At 42.2% G+C, this 14,426-nt stretch carries 17 protein-coding genes; 7 read left to right on the top strand and 10 right to left on the bottom strand.

The genetic code is table 11. The annotated features are described in order from the left end of the window. Positions 1-163: 163 nt before the first annotated feature. Positions 164-646, bottom strand: a complete 483-nt coding sequence (locus V6D42_RS02685; protein WP_333512295.1) for a DUF456 domain-containing protein — start codon at positions 644-646, stop codon at positions 164-166. 129 nt (positions 647-775) lie between these two features. On the opposite strand from V6D42_RS02685, the gene V6D42_RS02680 reads away from it, so the two are divergent. The 3 genes from V6D42_RS02680 (at position 776) to ispG (ending at position 3,191) form a co-directional block, all read left to right on the top strand. Then, positions 776-1,537, top strand: a complete 762-nt coding sequence (locus tag V6D42_RS02680; RefSeq protein WP_168748251.1) for a DUF1189 domain-containing protein — start codon at positions 776-778, stop codon at positions 1,535-1,537. A 98-nt stretch (positions 1,538-1,635) separates the two neighbouring features. Then, a complete protein-coding gene (locus tag V6D42_RS02675; protein WP_268451105.1) occupies positions 1,636-1,935 on the top strand; it encodes a LysM peptidoglycan-binding domain-containing protein in 300 nt (99 codons plus the stop codon). A 137-nt stretch (positions 1,936-2,072) separates the two neighbouring features. Next, entirely contained in the window at positions 2,073-3,191 is a 1,119-nt protein-coding gene (gene ispG / locus V6D42_RS02670) for a flavodoxin-dependent (E)-4-hydroxy-3-methylbut-2-enyl-diphosphate synthase (RefSeq protein ID WP_229147570.1), read from the top strand. Positions 3,192-3,216: 25 nt separating this feature from the next. Here the strand turns inward: ispG and V6D42_RS02665 are convergent, their stop codons facing one another. Further along, entirely contained in the window at positions 3,217-3,606 is a 390-nt protein-coding gene (locus V6D42_RS02665; RefSeq protein ID WP_081720839.1) for a DUF308 domain-containing protein, read from the bottom strand. Positions 3,607-3,737: 131 nt separating this feature from the next. On the opposite strand from V6D42_RS02665, the gene V6D42_RS02660 reads away from it, so the two are divergent. Further along, a complete protein-coding gene (locus V6D42_RS02660) occupies positions 3,738-4,319 on the top strand; it encodes a hypothetical protein (protein WP_333512294.1) in 582 nt (193 codons plus the stop codon). A 43-nt stretch (positions 4,320-4,362) separates the two neighbouring features. Here V6D42_RS02660 and V6D42_RS02655 read toward each other — a convergent pair whose 3' ends face one another. Together V6D42_RS02655 and V6D42_RS02650 are read right to left on the bottom strand one after the other, a co-directional pair. Further along, positions 4,363-4,806 (bottom strand): Fur family transcriptional regulator, encoded by a 444-nt coding sequence (locus V6D42_RS02655; protein WP_326203034.1) that lies wholly within the window; start codon positions 4,804-4,806, stop codon positions 4,363-4,365. 141 nt (positions 4,807-4,947) lie between these two features. Next, entirely contained in the window at positions 4,948-5,829 is an 882-nt protein-coding gene (locus V6D42_RS02650; protein ID WP_333512293.1) for a YitT family protein, read from the bottom strand. Between the two features lie 116 nt (positions 5,830-5,945). Here V6D42_RS02650 and V6D42_RS02645 point away from each other — a divergent pair, with 116 nt between their 5' ends. Then, positions 5,946-6,200: a DUF2624 domain-containing protein gene (locus V6D42_RS02645; RefSeq protein ID WP_168748255.1), complete on the top strand. Its 255-nt coding sequence runs from the start codon at positions 5,946-5,948 to the stop codon at positions 6,198-6,200. Positions 6,201-6,231: 31 nt separating this feature from the next. On the opposite strand, the gene V6D42_RS02640 is transcribed toward V6D42_RS02645, so the two are convergent. Beyond that, a complete protein-coding gene (locus V6D42_RS02640; protein WP_333512292.1) occupies positions 6,232-7,125 on the bottom strand; it encodes a deoxyribonuclease IV in 894 nt (297 codons plus the stop codon). A 9-nt stretch (positions 7,126-7,134) separates the two neighbouring features. Continuing rightward, a complete protein-coding gene (gene cshB / locus V6D42_RS02635; protein WP_333512291.1) occupies positions 7,135-8,451 on the bottom strand; it encodes a DEAD-box ATP-dependent RNA helicase CshB in 1,317 nt (438 codons plus the stop codon). Between the two features lie 166 nt (positions 8,452-8,617). On the opposite strand from cshB, the gene vrrA reads away from it, so the two are divergent. Together vrrA and V6D42_RS02625 are read left to right on the top strand one after the other, a co-directional pair. After that, the gene (gene vrrA, locus V6D42_RS02630) at positions 8,618-9,325 is read left to right on the top strand and encodes a VrrA/YqfQ family protein (RefSeq protein ID WP_333512290.1); all 708 of its coding nucleotides are present in this window, start codon (positions 8,618-8,620) and stop codon (positions 9,323-9,325) included. Positions 9,326-9,448: 123 nt separating this feature from the next. Continuing rightward, on the top strand, positions 9,449-10,393 hold the full coding sequence (locus V6D42_RS02625; protein ID WP_333512289.1) for a 4-hydroxy-3-methylbut-2-enyl diphosphate reductase: 945 nt from the start codon (positions 9,449-9,451) through the stop codon (positions 10,391-10,393). A 22-nt stretch (positions 10,394-10,415) separates the two neighbouring features. Here the strand turns inward: V6D42_RS02625 and V6D42_RS02620 are convergent, their stop codons facing one another. The 4 genes from V6D42_RS02620 to rpoD all read right to left on the bottom strand — a co-directional run bounded on the left by V6D42_RS02620 (position 10,416) and on the right by rpoD (position 14,246). After that, positions 10,416-11,537: a Nif3-like dinuclear metal center hexameric protein gene (locus tag V6D42_RS02620; protein ID WP_168748258.1), complete on the bottom strand. Its 1,122-nt coding sequence runs from the start codon at positions 11,535-11,537 to the stop codon at positions 10,416-10,418. Then, positions 11,530-12,198 (bottom strand): tRNA (adenine(22)-N(1))-methyltransferase TrmK, encoded by a 669-nt coding sequence (trmK, locus tag V6D42_RS02615; RefSeq protein ID WP_333512575.1) that lies wholly within the window; start codon positions 12,196-12,198, stop codon positions 11,530-11,532. Before trmK ends, V6D42_RS02620 begins: the two co-directional genes overlap by 8 nt. A 241-nt stretch (positions 12,199-12,439) precedes the next feature. Then, positions 12,440-12,802 carry a cytochrome c550 gene (gene cccA / locus V6D42_RS02610; RefSeq protein ID WP_010334972.1) on the bottom strand — a complete coding sequence of 121 codons (363 nt, stop codon included), beginning with the start codon at positions 12,800-12,802 and terminating at the stop codon, positions 12,440-12,442. Positions 12,803-13,130: 328 nt separating this feature from the next. Beyond that, entirely contained in the window at positions 13,131-14,246 is a 1,116-nt protein-coding gene (gene rpoD / locus V6D42_RS02605) for an RNA polymerase sigma factor RpoD (RefSeq protein WP_003226225.1), read from the bottom strand. Positions 14,247-14,426 lie beyond the last annotated feature (180 nt).

Here is a 14,426-nt window from a genome sequence, read left to right as displayed (position 1 = left end):
AATATATATGTACTGAAATGCCGCTTTACAGCGAGCCTTTCTTCATTCAATGTAACAAAAGAACGCCATGTAATCAATGAAAAAGCTCACAATTTGGCTATTTCAGCAGACATATTTCACTTTAACCGTTACTTTGTCACCTTAAACCTCCTGAATGGCATCTTTACAGAACAGTCCATAAAAAATATCCGATCATTAGAAGCTGAATAATTCCCTTTGCAATGACACCCGTTAAAAAGCCGATTAATGAGCCTAGCCCAATTTTAAACGCTGATTTTACATCTTTTTGATGTACGATAAGCTCTGCACAAACAGCCCCGATAAACGGCCCTAATATGATTCCTGCAACCGGAATCACAAATGGTCCGATTAACAAACCGATCGTACTCCCCCAAATAGCAGCTTTGCTTCCGCCGAACCTTTTTACACCAAGCAGGTTGGAAACATAATCTGCAGCGAATAATACTGCGGCGAATACAGCTTCAACCAGCCAGAACATATAGGAATACGGACTGAAAGAAAACAAAAATCCGTATAATACAAAACCGGCTACAATAAATACAACACTTGGAATAACAGGGTACACAAGCCCGATAAAAGCGATGATAAATAGGGCCGCGATCAACAGCCAATACAAAACATCCATAGAATCCATCCTCCTCAATATGCTTACATCTCTGATCTTACACTTCTGCCAATGCAGGTCTTCCTTGTATTCAAACGCAGGCAGCGATACAATAAGCAACATATATTGTATAGCTAGGAAGTGAAGACAGTGAATGTATTTCAGCTTTTCATCAAAAGTACATACTCTCCACGGGATATTGCAAAAACAAGATTTCAAGGAATCGGAAAAGCGATTCTTTATGTATTTTTGCTCTCTGTCCTTTTTGCGATCCCCACTGCTTATTATGTAAGCTCAGGGACCGTCCAATCTATGAACGGCTTTAAATCCGTTTTAAACAAAGATTTCCCTGATTTCACAATTTCAAACGGCAAACTACAAACAGATGAAAAAAAAGCCACAGAATCAAAGGCAAACGGCTTTGTCATTGTGTTTGATCCGACGGATGCATATGGCACAGAACAAATCGAAGCAAAGCAAAACGCAATAGGTATACTTCAGGATAAGTTTGTTTTGGCCATTGACGGACAGGCCCAAGAGATGGCTTACTCAATGATGCCGTCAGATTTAACAAAAAAAGATATCACTGCAGGGTTAAACCAAAATAAAGCGATGATCGTGACTGTTCTTTCAGTACTCATTTTTCTCGTGACAGCGGCGGGAAAATTTATTGAGGTTTCTTTCTTGGCGCTTATCGGGCTAATCATAAAGAACGCTCAGCAAAAGCAGCTGTCCTACCAGCAGCTATGGAAGCTTTCTGCTTACTCCATCACCCTTTCAACGATATTTTTCACGATTATGCGTGCGTTAGAAACAACGGTGCCAAGTGAATTTTTAGTCAACTGGTTTGTAAACTTTGTCATCCTGTTTCTCGTTTTAAAAGAGCTCCCGTCCAAAAAAGCTGCTGCTTAATTCGGAGACTGCCTTCGCAGTCTCTTTTCTTTTGTCATGAATGATAACGGACAAGCATACAATGTTATAAAAAATGTTGTATGCGGGAGGCAAAATCAATGAAACGTCTCACTTTTGTATTCGGCATTCTCTTTATCCTTTTTATCCTTTTTTATGATCTTAAAATTGGAACGATCCCTGTTCAAAACCTCCCTGTTTATAAAGCATCGGCAAAAACAACTATGCAAGAAACAGCATATAAAACGGTAACGGTAAAACCGGGTGACACGGTCATGTCAATTGTCGGAACTGCAAGTTCCCCTGACGATATTGTAAAGGATTTTGAAGCGCTCAACCCAAATGTAAAAGCCAATACGATTCAGGCAGGAACAGCATACAAATTCCCGGTCTACCCATAATTAACGTTAATTTCTTGTCAGTTTGGCGAATACACTGTTACAATATAATTTGTAAAATACATTGACATACACCATACTAGGTTTATTCTATCTAGAAGCGGCAACTACAATTAAGGAGCGATTGACAAGTGAGTGAAATCACCCATCGTACAAAAACGCGTCCCGTTAAAGTGGGACCTTTAACAATAGGCGGTAACAATGAAGTCGTCATCCAAAGCATGACAACAACCAAAACACATGATGTAGAAGCAACGGTTGCGGAAATTAACCGGCTGGCTGAAGCCGGATGCCAAATCGTGCGGGTGGCTTGTCCGGATGAACGGGCGGCAAACGCCATTGCGGATATTAAAAAACGGATTTCCATTCCGCTCGTCGTTGACATTCATTTTGATTATAAACTTGCGTTAAAAGCCATTGAAGGCGGCGCAGATAAAATACGAATCAACCCAGGCAACATCGGGCGCCGTGAAAAAGTCGAAGCGGTCGTTAAAGCGGCAAAAGAAAAAGGGATTCCGATCCGAATCGGTGTAAACGCAGGTTCATTGGAAAAACGGATTTTAGAAAAATACGGATATCCGACAGCAGACGGCATGGTAGAAAGTGCTCTTCATCACATTAAGATTCTTGAAGATCTTGATTTTCACGATATTATCGTCAGCATGAAGGCTTCTGACGTAAACCTTGCCATCGAAGCTTATGAAAAAGCGTCAAAAGCATTTGATTACCCGCTTCACCTCGGTATCACCGAGTCAGGTACGCTGTTTGCCGGTACAGTAAAAAGCGCAGCAGGACTTGGCGCGATTTTAAGCAAGGGCATCGGAAACACCCTGCGTATCTCATTAAGCGCAGACCCGGTTGAAGAGGTTAAAGTAGCGAGAGAGCTCTTGAAATCCTTTGGTTTGGCCTCTAACGCTGCAACGCTCATCTCATGCCCGACTTGCGGCCGTATCGAGATTGATTTGATCAGCATCGCCAATGAGGTGGAAGAATATATTTCTAAAGTGAAAGCGCCGATTAAAGTCGCCGTTCTCGGATGTGCGGTAAACGGCCCGGGTGAAGCGAGAGAAGCTGATATCGGCATTGCTGGAGCACGCGGCGAAGGCCTTCTGTTCCGAAAAGGTAAAATTGTCCGTAAGGTTCCAGAAGAAACAATGGTTGAAGAACTGAAAAAAGAAATCGACATACTTGCTGAAGAACACTACGCAAAGCTTGAAGCTGAAAAAGCGAACTTAAATGAAGAAACACAAAAAGCTTGACGGGAACCCGTCAAGCTTTTTTGTATTAGAAAAATGGAATAATAAATATTCCAAGCACTAATGAGACAACACCAATCCCCATAGCCCATGCGCCCAGGCTTTGGGCTCCTCTTCTTCTTGCGATATAGCCGACAATAATACCGGCAGCTCCCAACAAAACAGGAAGGACAAACAATGAAATAATGGACAAGGCTAAAGCGATATACCCTATCCCCCGTCCTTCATTGACATTGCTGCCGCTGCGGTCATTCCCTTGGTCATCGCTTCGGTCAGAAGCACGGAAAGGCTCTGCAATTTCAGCAGCTGTTTCCTCAAAAAAACCATCATTGTCGCGGGTAATATTTGTTCCTTCAGAACCATGATCTACATAGTAACTGTTGTTATCACGTTTTTCGTAATCGTTTGCCACCTTCAATTCCCCCTTCTGTTTTATAAAGGAGCTTTTATAGTTTGATCCATTTTTCCCGATTCATGTTTGCTAAACTTTTCTGGTAATGCTAATTGTTTATGTTACACTTGAAAGGATGAAACTGAAGGAGTGTGGGCATGTTACGTTTAGGAATAGATATTGACGGCACAATCACGGCTCAGGATACATTCGTCCCTTATTTAAACCGCTCGTTTAATCTTTCCATTTCATTAAACGATATGACGGATTATGATTTAACAAAACTGTTACGTATTACACAGGAAGAATTTTGGGATTGGATGAATCAAAATGAAGCGACGATATATAAAGAAGCACTTCTTGCGCAGCATGCAAAACAGTCCCTTGACCTCCTCAAAGAGGAGCACCGGCTGATTTATATTACGGCGAGAAGGACTCATTTAAGCGATATTACGTACGAATGGTTTGACAGACAAAACATCCATTATGACCACATAGAGCTTGTGGGCGGGAATCATAAAGTCGAAGCGGTCAAAAAACATGACATCGACTTGTTTTTTGAGGATCATCATGGAAACGCAATGATGATTGCAAAAGAAGCTGGTATACCGGTGATTTTATTCAATTCGCCTTATAACCAGCTCCCGATTGATTCAAACATCATTAGAGTTAACAACTGGCTCGAAGCGGTTCAATGGATAAATGAAAATAAACATTCTTTCATACGTGTGAAAAATTAAAAAAGGAGCCTGATTAGGCTCCTTTTTCTCTATCCTTTCACTCTCATGCAGAGGGTTGATCTTGCTTTTCCTGTTCCTGTTCACAGCTTGGGCATGTCCCGTAAATCTCAAATTTATGCCCGCTGATCTGATAGCCATCTAAGTCATCATAGAGCTTATCCATCGGACAAGACTCAATCTCTTTTGTTTTGCCGCAAGCCAGGCAAATAAAGTGATGGTGATGATGAGTAAATGAGCATTTAAATCGGAACAGCTTTTCACCGGAGAGCTCAGTCGTTTCCAAAATACCTAGCTCTTCATACAAAGATAGGTTTCTGTAAATCGTATCAAAGCTTAAACCGGGATAATCATCATTTAGTGCAGAAAGTACATTTTTAGCGGTCAGATACCTGTCCGAATCAGCAAAAAGCTGAAGCATATCTTCCCGTTTGCTTGTATATTTATATCCGTTTTCTTTCAGTAAGTTCAGCGCTTCTTGTACGTTCATGAAGGGCCCCCCTTTTCGCTTTGCTTAAGAACGAACGTATCTTAAATATCAAAAAGAAAATGGCAGCTGTCTGACCAGCAAGCCATTTTCTTAACTACTGATAAAATTATACCCATAAAATGAATAAAAGTAAATGAAAGCCTAGTGGATTGCGGTTTTGAATTTGCCGCCTCTTGTTTCATGAGTATTCATAATTGTAATAAATGCATTATCATCGACTTCAAACACAATGGATTTGAGCTTGGTCACTTCCAGCCTTGTGACAACTGCATAAATCACATCTTTTTCCTCGTCTGTATAGCCGCCTTTTCCCTTCAGCTTTGTTGTTCCGCGTCCGAGACGGTGTAATATTGCGTCGGAAATCTCATCATACTGGTCCGAGACAATAATCACAGCTTTTGTTTCATCAAGCCCTTGGATGACCGCATCAATGGTTTTCATGGCAATGTAGTAAGTCATGAAAGAATACATAGCTTGCTCAGGACCGAACACAAAACCGGCCCAAATAAAGATAAATACATTGATAAGCATCACAAATTCACCAACTGAAAACGGCAATTTTTTCGTTAACAGTATACCGAGAATTTCTGTGCCGTCCATTGAACCTCCGTTACGAATCACCAGACCCACGCCAAAGCCGAGCAATAGACCTCCGAATACTGTAGCCAGAATAGGCTGTGTCGTAATGGCTTCTACGTGGTGAAGTGAGGATTCGATTACGGCAAGGCCGACGATCCCGATAACAGTAGAGACGAGGAAGGTCTTACCGATATATTTATATCCGAAGATCATAAAAGGAATGTTTAAGATGACAACAAAAACAGCGAAATTCAGAAAGGGGTTTGACATAAAGAGGTGGTCTAAAATAAGTGATACACCGATAATGCCGCCATCAATAAAATCATTGGGGACTAAAAATAATTCAATACTCACCGCCGCAGACGCAGCTCCGATCAGAATCATAATGACCCTGAATATAAAGTGGGTAAATGATTCTCTTTTGTGTTGTTTTGTTGGGGTCATAAAATCTCCTTTCCTGCAATAACTATTTTAAATACACTATGACTCTATTTTACCATGAAATGCTGACACATTTTATTGATTTGCCCATACATTATGTCTGAGAGGTGGAATGTTCGATGATATTATTTCAAAGAATTATTTTGCAAAGACTCAATCAAGCCACTGCTGAAGATTTATTGAAGTACTCCAAGCAATACGGAATCAGTCTGACAAAACCGCAAGCAATTGAAGTAGCAAACCTGTTATACGGGAAAAATGTGAATATTTTTAATGAGCAGGAACGTACGCGGCTGCTGAAACAAGTAGAATCCATTACTTCAAAAGAAACAGCCCAAACCGTTCATGAACTTTTCAAGCAATTCTCAAGCTAAAAAAAAGCGGGGGATTCAATCCCCCGCTTTTTTATTGCTGTAAAATCTTTTCGAGTAATGTGTTGTCAAATTGCTTTTCTTTCAGCATTTGAATCTCAAAACGGTACGGCGGTTTTTTGTTCTTTTTATCTTCACCGACATACGGCGTTTCAAGGATTTTCGGGATATCTTTTAACTGCTCATGATGAACGACATATTGCAATGCGTCAAATCCGATTTCCCCGAAGCCAATATTTTCATGACGGTCTTTTCTCGCGCCTTTGATATTTTTGCTGTCATTGATATGGAGCACTTTGATTCTGTCAATACCAACAATTTTATCGAACTCATTCAGCACTCCGTCAAAATCTTCGACAATATTGTAGCCGGCATCATGTGTATGGCATGTGTCAAAGCATACAGACAAATGCTCATTGTGTGTAACGCCATCAATAATTTGCGCAAGCTCTTCAAAGCTTCTGCCGCATTCAGACCCTTTGCCAGCCATTGTTTCTAATGCAATCTGCACATTTTGATTCGGATCAATGACTTCATTTAAGCCTTCAATAATTTTTTTAATGCCTTCCTCGGCTCCCGCGCCAACATGAGCACCCGGGTGAAGGACGATTTGCTTCGCGCCGATGGCAGCTGTCCGCTCAATTTCAGAGCGGAGAAAATTAACACCAAGCTCAAAAGTAGCCGGATTGACCGTATTGCCGATATTAATAATATAAGGCGCGTGTACGATAATCTCGTCGATGCCGTTTTCCTGCATGTGAGCACGGCCAGCTTCTATATTTAAGTCTTCAATTTTTTTTCGGCGCGTATTTTGCGGCGCGCCTGTATAAATCATAAACGTGTTCGCCCCGTAAGAGACTGCTTCCTGACTCGCAGCCAGAAGCATATGTTTTCCGCTCATAGAGACGTGTGAACCTATTCTCAACAACCGGTTCCCCTACTTTCTTTTTTTAGATTGATTTCTTCGCTGTTTTTTCTTAATTTTCTCCATCTCGTAGCTCATTTTCTTTTTATATCCGGGCTTAACCTTCTTCGGCTTTTTCACGAGACGATGGGCGATTTCATCTGCTTCGTTCGGCGTCTTTTTACGCTTTTGGCGGCGCTGTCGGTCATCGCCTTTTTTCCATTCGCCTTTTTCAATCTCCAGGTAATCAAACTCAATGCCCATTTTCTCAAGCTTCACCAATGCATCCTCATCAGAAAGCTCATAAATTGTCATGGCCTGTCCTGAAGAACCCGCGCGCGCTGTTCTGCCCACACGGTGAACATAAAAATCAAGATCATCCGGCAGCTCATAGTTGATGACATGGCTGACACCTTTAATATCAATGCCTCTTGCGGCGAGGTCAGTTGCAATTACATAAGTGAATTCCAAATCATTAATCTGCTTCATGACTTTTTTACGCTCACGAGGCGTTAAGCCGCCGTGCAGAAGTCCGATTTTCATCCCTTTGTCCATCAAATATTTGGCGATATGGTCGGCATTGTTTTTCGTATTAGCAAACACAATGCCTAAGTAAGGGGTCAGATTAGACATGATATCGAAAAGAAGCTTGTCCTTATCTCGGTGCTTTGAAGGAATAAGAATATGCTCAATTTTCGCAGCAGTGACCTGTTTAGGCTCCACGTGGGCGTATTTCGGGTTTTCCATGTATTTTTTCAAAAACGGTTTCAGCTTTTCCGGAATCGTTGCAGAGAACACAAGCATCTGCAGATCCTCTGGCATACGTGAACCAATGTAATCAACGTCTGCAAGGAATCCCATATCCAGCATTAAATCCGCTTCATCAATAACAAGAGACTCAGCTTTATGAACACTTAATGCCTGTTCTTTGATTAAATCCGCAATCCGTCCCGGCGTTCCGACGACTAGATGCGGCTGCGTTTTCAGTTTATCAATGGCTTTCTGCTTATCTGTGCCTCCGATAAAACATTTGGAACGAATCGAATCACCTTCAGCACCCTGAGTGATTTTCAGCGCTTCCTGATGAATCTGGTTGGCAAGCTCGCGCGTCGGAGCCGTGATGACCACCTGAACGACATCCTTAGCAGGATCAATTTTATTTAACAAAGGAAGTAAGTAAGCATGAGTCTTTCCGGTTCCAGTCTGAGACTGTCCGATGACGCTTTCTTTTTTTAATACAGCAGGAATCAGCCTTTTTTGAATATCAGTCGGTTCATAAAAACCAAGGCGATGTACTGCATCTATAATAAACGGTTTCAATTCATACGCATCAAATTTAGTTTCTTTCATTTTTCCCAGCTCCTTAAAGCGGCACATTATGTGTCCATCATCACATTATACCCGATTTCCCTTAAAAACACCACGTTTGGAAGGCGTTTGTTTTACAGATAAGGAAAGCAAATACTGAAACCCATGCATATTGTAATAGCAGAGAGAGCTGAAAGGAGGTACAAGTATGTTTTCACAGCAGCAGCCAATGAGAAACTATCCGCAGCCCGGTCCGCCCCGCCCTATGCAAAACCAGCGCATGATGGGAAGAACAGCGCCTGAAATGCGAAGACCTTCATTTGGTCCGCCGCAGCAAAGTTTCCAGCAAACAGGGCAGCAATTTCTTCCTCAGCCAAACGCCGGGGCAAGAAATGGGGCGGGCACAGGCTTAAAAGGGATGCTGTCCAAATTTTTACCCGGCACAGGAGGCACAGGGGCGCCAGGAGCAGCCGCAGGCGGAGGAGCAGGTCTGCAGGGCATTCAAAATCTCGCCAATCCGGCATCGTTATCCAGTATGCTCGGCAATGTACAAAAAGTGCTCGGCATGGCGCAGCAAGTCACCCCTATGATTCAGCAGTACGGACCCTTAGTCCGCAACCTGCCGGCAATGATAAAGCTTTACAGTCAATTAAGCAAAAACGATGATTCAGAGGGCACTGAAGAAGAAACGAAGACAGAATCAGAAGATAATACAGAAACAGAAAAGAACGCTGCGTCAAACGAATCTGGTGAAAAGGAAAAATCAAAAGCAAGCAGACCATCATCTACAAAAAAAACAGCAGCACCGGACTTAAAGGAACAAAAATCAAAAACATCTGTCTCACAGAAAAAGGAAACGCCCTCTCCTTCCTCGAAAAAAACATCCGGCAGTTCTAAGCCGAGATTATATATTTAACATTCTTTGATATCTGGAGTGAGATTGGCTATAATGGAGATCAGAAGATTGCAAGATTAGAGCCGTTTGATTACGGCTTTTTATATTGCCTTTACTCACTTCTGTATTGGAGGACAACCGAAAATGGACGTAATTAAAATTTCGCCGCGCGGCTATTGCTATGGTGTTGTTGACGCTATGGTAATCGCTAAAAACGCGGCACTGGATATAAGCTTGCCAAGACCCATTTATATACTCGGGATGATTGTTCATAATAAACACGTCACTGATGCGTTTGAGGAAGATGGCATTTATACATTGGACGGCGCTAATCGACTGGACATCCTGAAGCAGGTTGACAAAGGAACTGTCATTTTCACAGCGCACGGCGTTTCTCCCGAGGTTAGAAGAATCGCCGAAGAAAAAGGATTAGTCGCTATAGACGCTACATGTCCGGATGTAACGAAAACCCACAATTTAATCTTAGAAATGAAAGAAAAAGGATACCACGTGATCTATGTCGGCAAAAAAGGCCATCCGGAGCCGGAAGGAGCGGTTGGCGTTGCACCTGATATCGTTCACTTGGTTGAAACACCGGAAGATGTCAAAAGTCTCGATATCCAAGCTGAAAAATTGATCGTAACAAACCAAACGACAATGTCTCAATGGGATGTTCACGATATCATGGAGCTTGTGAAGGAAAAATATCCTCACGTTGAATATCACCAAGAGATTTGCCTGGCTACTCAGGTGCGGCAGGAAGCTGTATCGGAGCAGGCGAAAAAAGCGGACCTAACGATCGTTGTCGGCGACCCAAAAAGCAATAATTCAAACCGGCTCGCCCAAGTGTCTGAGGAAATAGCCGGGACAAAAGCGTACCGAATCGGCGATCTCAGCGAATTAAAACTGGAATGGCTTAACGGCGTAAATACCGTCGCCGTTACTGCCGGAGCTTCAACACCGACGCCGATCACCAAAGAAGTGATTCGCTTTTTAGAACAGTTCGATCATGAAGACCCATCAACTTGGACAATCGAACACAATGTTCCGCTCAAAAAAATCCTTCCGAAAGTGAAAGCAAAAAACTGAGGCCCTCACAGCCTCAGTTTTTTTATAGAAAAGTAAATGGATTTGTATCCGTTTCGGAAATAAAGATATTGACGTCTGCTTTTTTATCCTTACACATTGACGTCAGTTTTTTTACGACGCCTTCTTTCATAATTTTTTCAGCGTAATGGCCTGGATCAATAACATTCAGACCAAGCATCATCGCATCATGGGCAACATGGAAATATAGATCGCCCGTGACGTAAACATCTGCGCCTTTCCGTTTTGCCTGATGGATATACTTGTTCCCGTCTCCTCCGAGAACAGCTACTTTCTTCACCATGCTGTCAGCCTGTCCCACCATTCTGACGCCGTTCACTTGAAGCTTGTCTTTCACAAACAAAGCAAATTCCTGAAGTGTCATTTCATTTTTAAGTGTTCCGACACGGCCTAGCCCTTTTTCGGCTGGTGACTGCTCGACAGGATAAATATCATAAGCGACTTCTTCATACGGGTGGCTTTTTATCATTGCGTTTATAACGGCTTTTTCTATGCTTTGAGGAAACACTGTCTCCAGTCTGACTTCATGAACGAGCTCAAGCTCTCCAACCTCTCCGATAAAAGGCTGTGCGCCGTCCAATGGCTTAAAGCTGCCAATGCCCTCAGATGAAAACGCACAATGGCTGTACTCACCGATATGGCCTGCCCCCGCATTTCCCAGAGCGCCTCTGACCTGCTCTTCATATTCTTTCGGCACGTATACGACGAGTTTTTTGAGAGGGTCAGTATAAGTAGGCACTAATACTTCAGTTCCACTCAGCTCCAAGGCCTCAGCAAGCAAATCGTTTACACCGCCGTCCGCAACATCTAGGTTAGTATGAGCCGCATACACGGCGATGTCATGCTTCAAACACTTTTCAATCAGCCTTCCGCCAGGCTGATCAGTTGAAATATGCTTTAGCGGCCGGAAAATAGGAGGATGGTGTGCAATGATTAAATCAACATCCTTTTCAATCGCTTCATCGACGACACTTTCCAATACATCCAGCGTAACCATCACATTTTTAACTGGTTTATTTAAACTGCCGATTTGCAGACCGATTTTATCGCCCTCAACTGCATAGGCTTTGGGAGAAAATTGTTCAAACAGCTGAATGACTTGCTGTCCGTTTACCGTTTTAGCCATGATCGATAACCTCCTTTAATAGCTCCATTCGATCGGTTAGTTCGTTCAATTTCTTTTTGTTATCTTCGGATGTCGCAGCACGGCTGATCTGTTCATATATGTTTTGAGTATGCTGGAGCTCTTGTGTCCATTTTTTCAAAAATACAGCATTCTTTTCTTTTGCCAAAAATGGGCCTACGAGCATTCCTGCCGGCAAAGAAATTCCTGCATAAGCTGCATCTCTGTCTCCCGCTTCGGCGACAAGCACCTCATAGCACTTCCCGTCCTCCTCAAGAATCACTTCATCAATAAGTGCGTACCCTTCTTTATACAGCCATTCTCTAATATGAACGGCATGAATATTCGGCTGTAAAATAAGCCGTTCTTTACCTATCAGTTTTTCCTTGCCTGCTTCTAAAATATGAGCGATCAGTGACCCGCCCATGCCGGCAATTGTTATGGCGTCAGCCTCACCTTTCTGAAGCACTTCAAGGCCGTCTCCTTGTCTTACCGTTATGTGTGCGCTTAAGCCCGATTTGTCGACCTGCCGTTTGGCAGACAAGAATGGACCGTCTGTTATTTCTCCAGCAATAGCTTTGCTCGCTTTATGATTCAACACCGCATAACAAGGAAGGTAAGCATGGTCAGAACCAATATCCGCTACTACCGCTCCATCCGGTATGTACTCCGCTACTGTTTGTAATCGTTTTGATAATTTTAATTCGTTCACTTGTCATCACAACTTTTCTCAATCATTTTTTCCTTTACTATCATATAAAAAATCAGCCCGGAATCCAAGCTGAGCGAATGATTTTCAGTTTATTTCTTTGCAGTAACAAAATCAGTATGGAATGGGACAAAAATAAAAGGCTGTCGAGAACATCTCGGCGGCCTGAGAACGTATAAGGAGAAAGATACATCCTTTATTTAATTTTAGACACCCATTCTGCCATGTCATCAAGCTTATCAGCCGGAACAAGACCGGAAGGCATTCCATTACCGCCCTTTTCAATCTTTGTTTTGATTTCAGCGACATCCTTCTTATCCCCTACACCTTTTAAACTCGGACCAGAAACTCCTTCATAATTTTCCCCGTGACACGTAATACAATTTGCCTTGTAAATGTCTTCCGGTGAAGCGTTTGCATCATCTTTCTCAGCAGACTTGCTTTCTCCTCCGCTCGCAATCTCGCGAGAGTCATCAAGCCCCTTTACTGATAAAAAGAAAGTCAGACCAATACCTAAAACAGCGATCAATAAAAATGGAATAAGCGGATTCCATTTCATTTCCCTTCCCCCTTTATGATCCTTCCCCCTATGTAAACACTTCTAATTCTAACTTATTTTTACAAAAAGTAAATGGATTGGCATACAAAAGTTTTTTATTCACACTTTATACAAAATTAAATCCAAACATGCCTATTTCTCTAACATTCCTTTTATTCTATTGTATAATGTATTGTATACGCTTACAATAGAAAATATGGATTGGTATATTGAAATTTTTCATCGCAATGTTCATTTGCAAATGACATCATTTTTCAGTAAAATAAAGACATATTATCCATATATCTTTTTTAAAAAAGAAGAACGGATCTGCAAGACCCGTTCCATCTTATTCTAGAAAATCTTTCAAACGTTTACTTCTGCTAGGATGTCTTAGTTTCCGCAGCGCTTTCGCTTCGATTTGTCGAATACGCTCTCTCGTAACTCCAAATACCTTGCCGACCTCTTCCAATGTTCTTGTACGTCCGTCATCAAGACCGAATCGAAGCCGCAATACATTTTCTTCACGATCTGTTAACGTATCAAGCACGTCTTCAAGCTGCTCTTTCAATAGCTCGTATGCCGCATGATCTGAAGGTGAAGTAGCCTCTTGATCTTCAATGAAATCACCAAGATGGGAATCATCCTCTTCACCGATCGGTGTTTCAAGAGACACTGGCTCTTGTGCTATTTTTAAGATTTCACGTACTTTTTCAGGTGTTAGATCCATGTCTTCCGCAATTTCTTCAGGTGTTGGCTCTCTGCCTAAGTCTTGCAATAGCTGACGCTGTACGCGGATTAATTTATTAATGGTTTCAACCATATGAACGGGGATCCGGATCGTTCTCGCCTGATCGGCAATGGCGCGTGTAATTGCCTGTCTGATCCACCACGTAGCATACGTACTGAATTTATAACCCTTACGATAATCAAATTTCTCAACGGCTTTCATCAGACCCATGTTACCTTCTTGAATCAAATCAAGGAACAGCATTCCGCGTCCGACGTACCGTTTGGCGATGCTGACAACAAGCCGCAGGTTCGCTTCAGCCAATCTGCGTTTGGATTCTTCATCACCTTCTTCAATTTTTTGCGCATAGGCGATTTCTTCCTTTGCAGAAAGAAGGTTAACCCGGCCGATTTCCTTTAAATACATACGTACTGGGTCGTTGATTTTGACACCAGGCGGTACACTTAGGTCATTAAGGTCAAATTCTTCTTCGGCTTTGGCAAGCTGCTGAATATTAGGATCTTCTGTTTCTTCATTCTCACTAATTAATTCAACACCTTGTTCACCTAAAAATTCATAATACTCATCCATTTGGTCTGACTCAATCTCAAAGCTGGACATACGCTCAGCAATTTCTTCATATGTCAAAACGCCACGTTTTTTACCAGACTCAGTTAATTGTTCTTTCACTTGGTCGAATGTTAATTCTGTTTCGTGGGTTTGTTTATCAGCCATTATGGATCCCTCCTTCCAAAGCTTGCAACGAATTCTAAAAGCGGTATGATTCTTATTCGGTCCATTCAGGCGTTTTCTATGTGAACTGCCTTTAACAATGTGCGAATAATGAAATGACAATTCATGATGAGGTCAAGCGATCTATTTGCTCCTCCGCAAGGAATCATTGCCAATAAAAAG

Source organism: Bacillus sp. 0909A, assembly GCF_036765115.1.
GTDB lineage: Bacteria > Bacillota > Bacilli > Bacillales > Bacillaceae > Bacillus > Bacillus mojavensis.
This window is presented reverse-complemented; position numbering and strand designations above follow the sequence as displayed.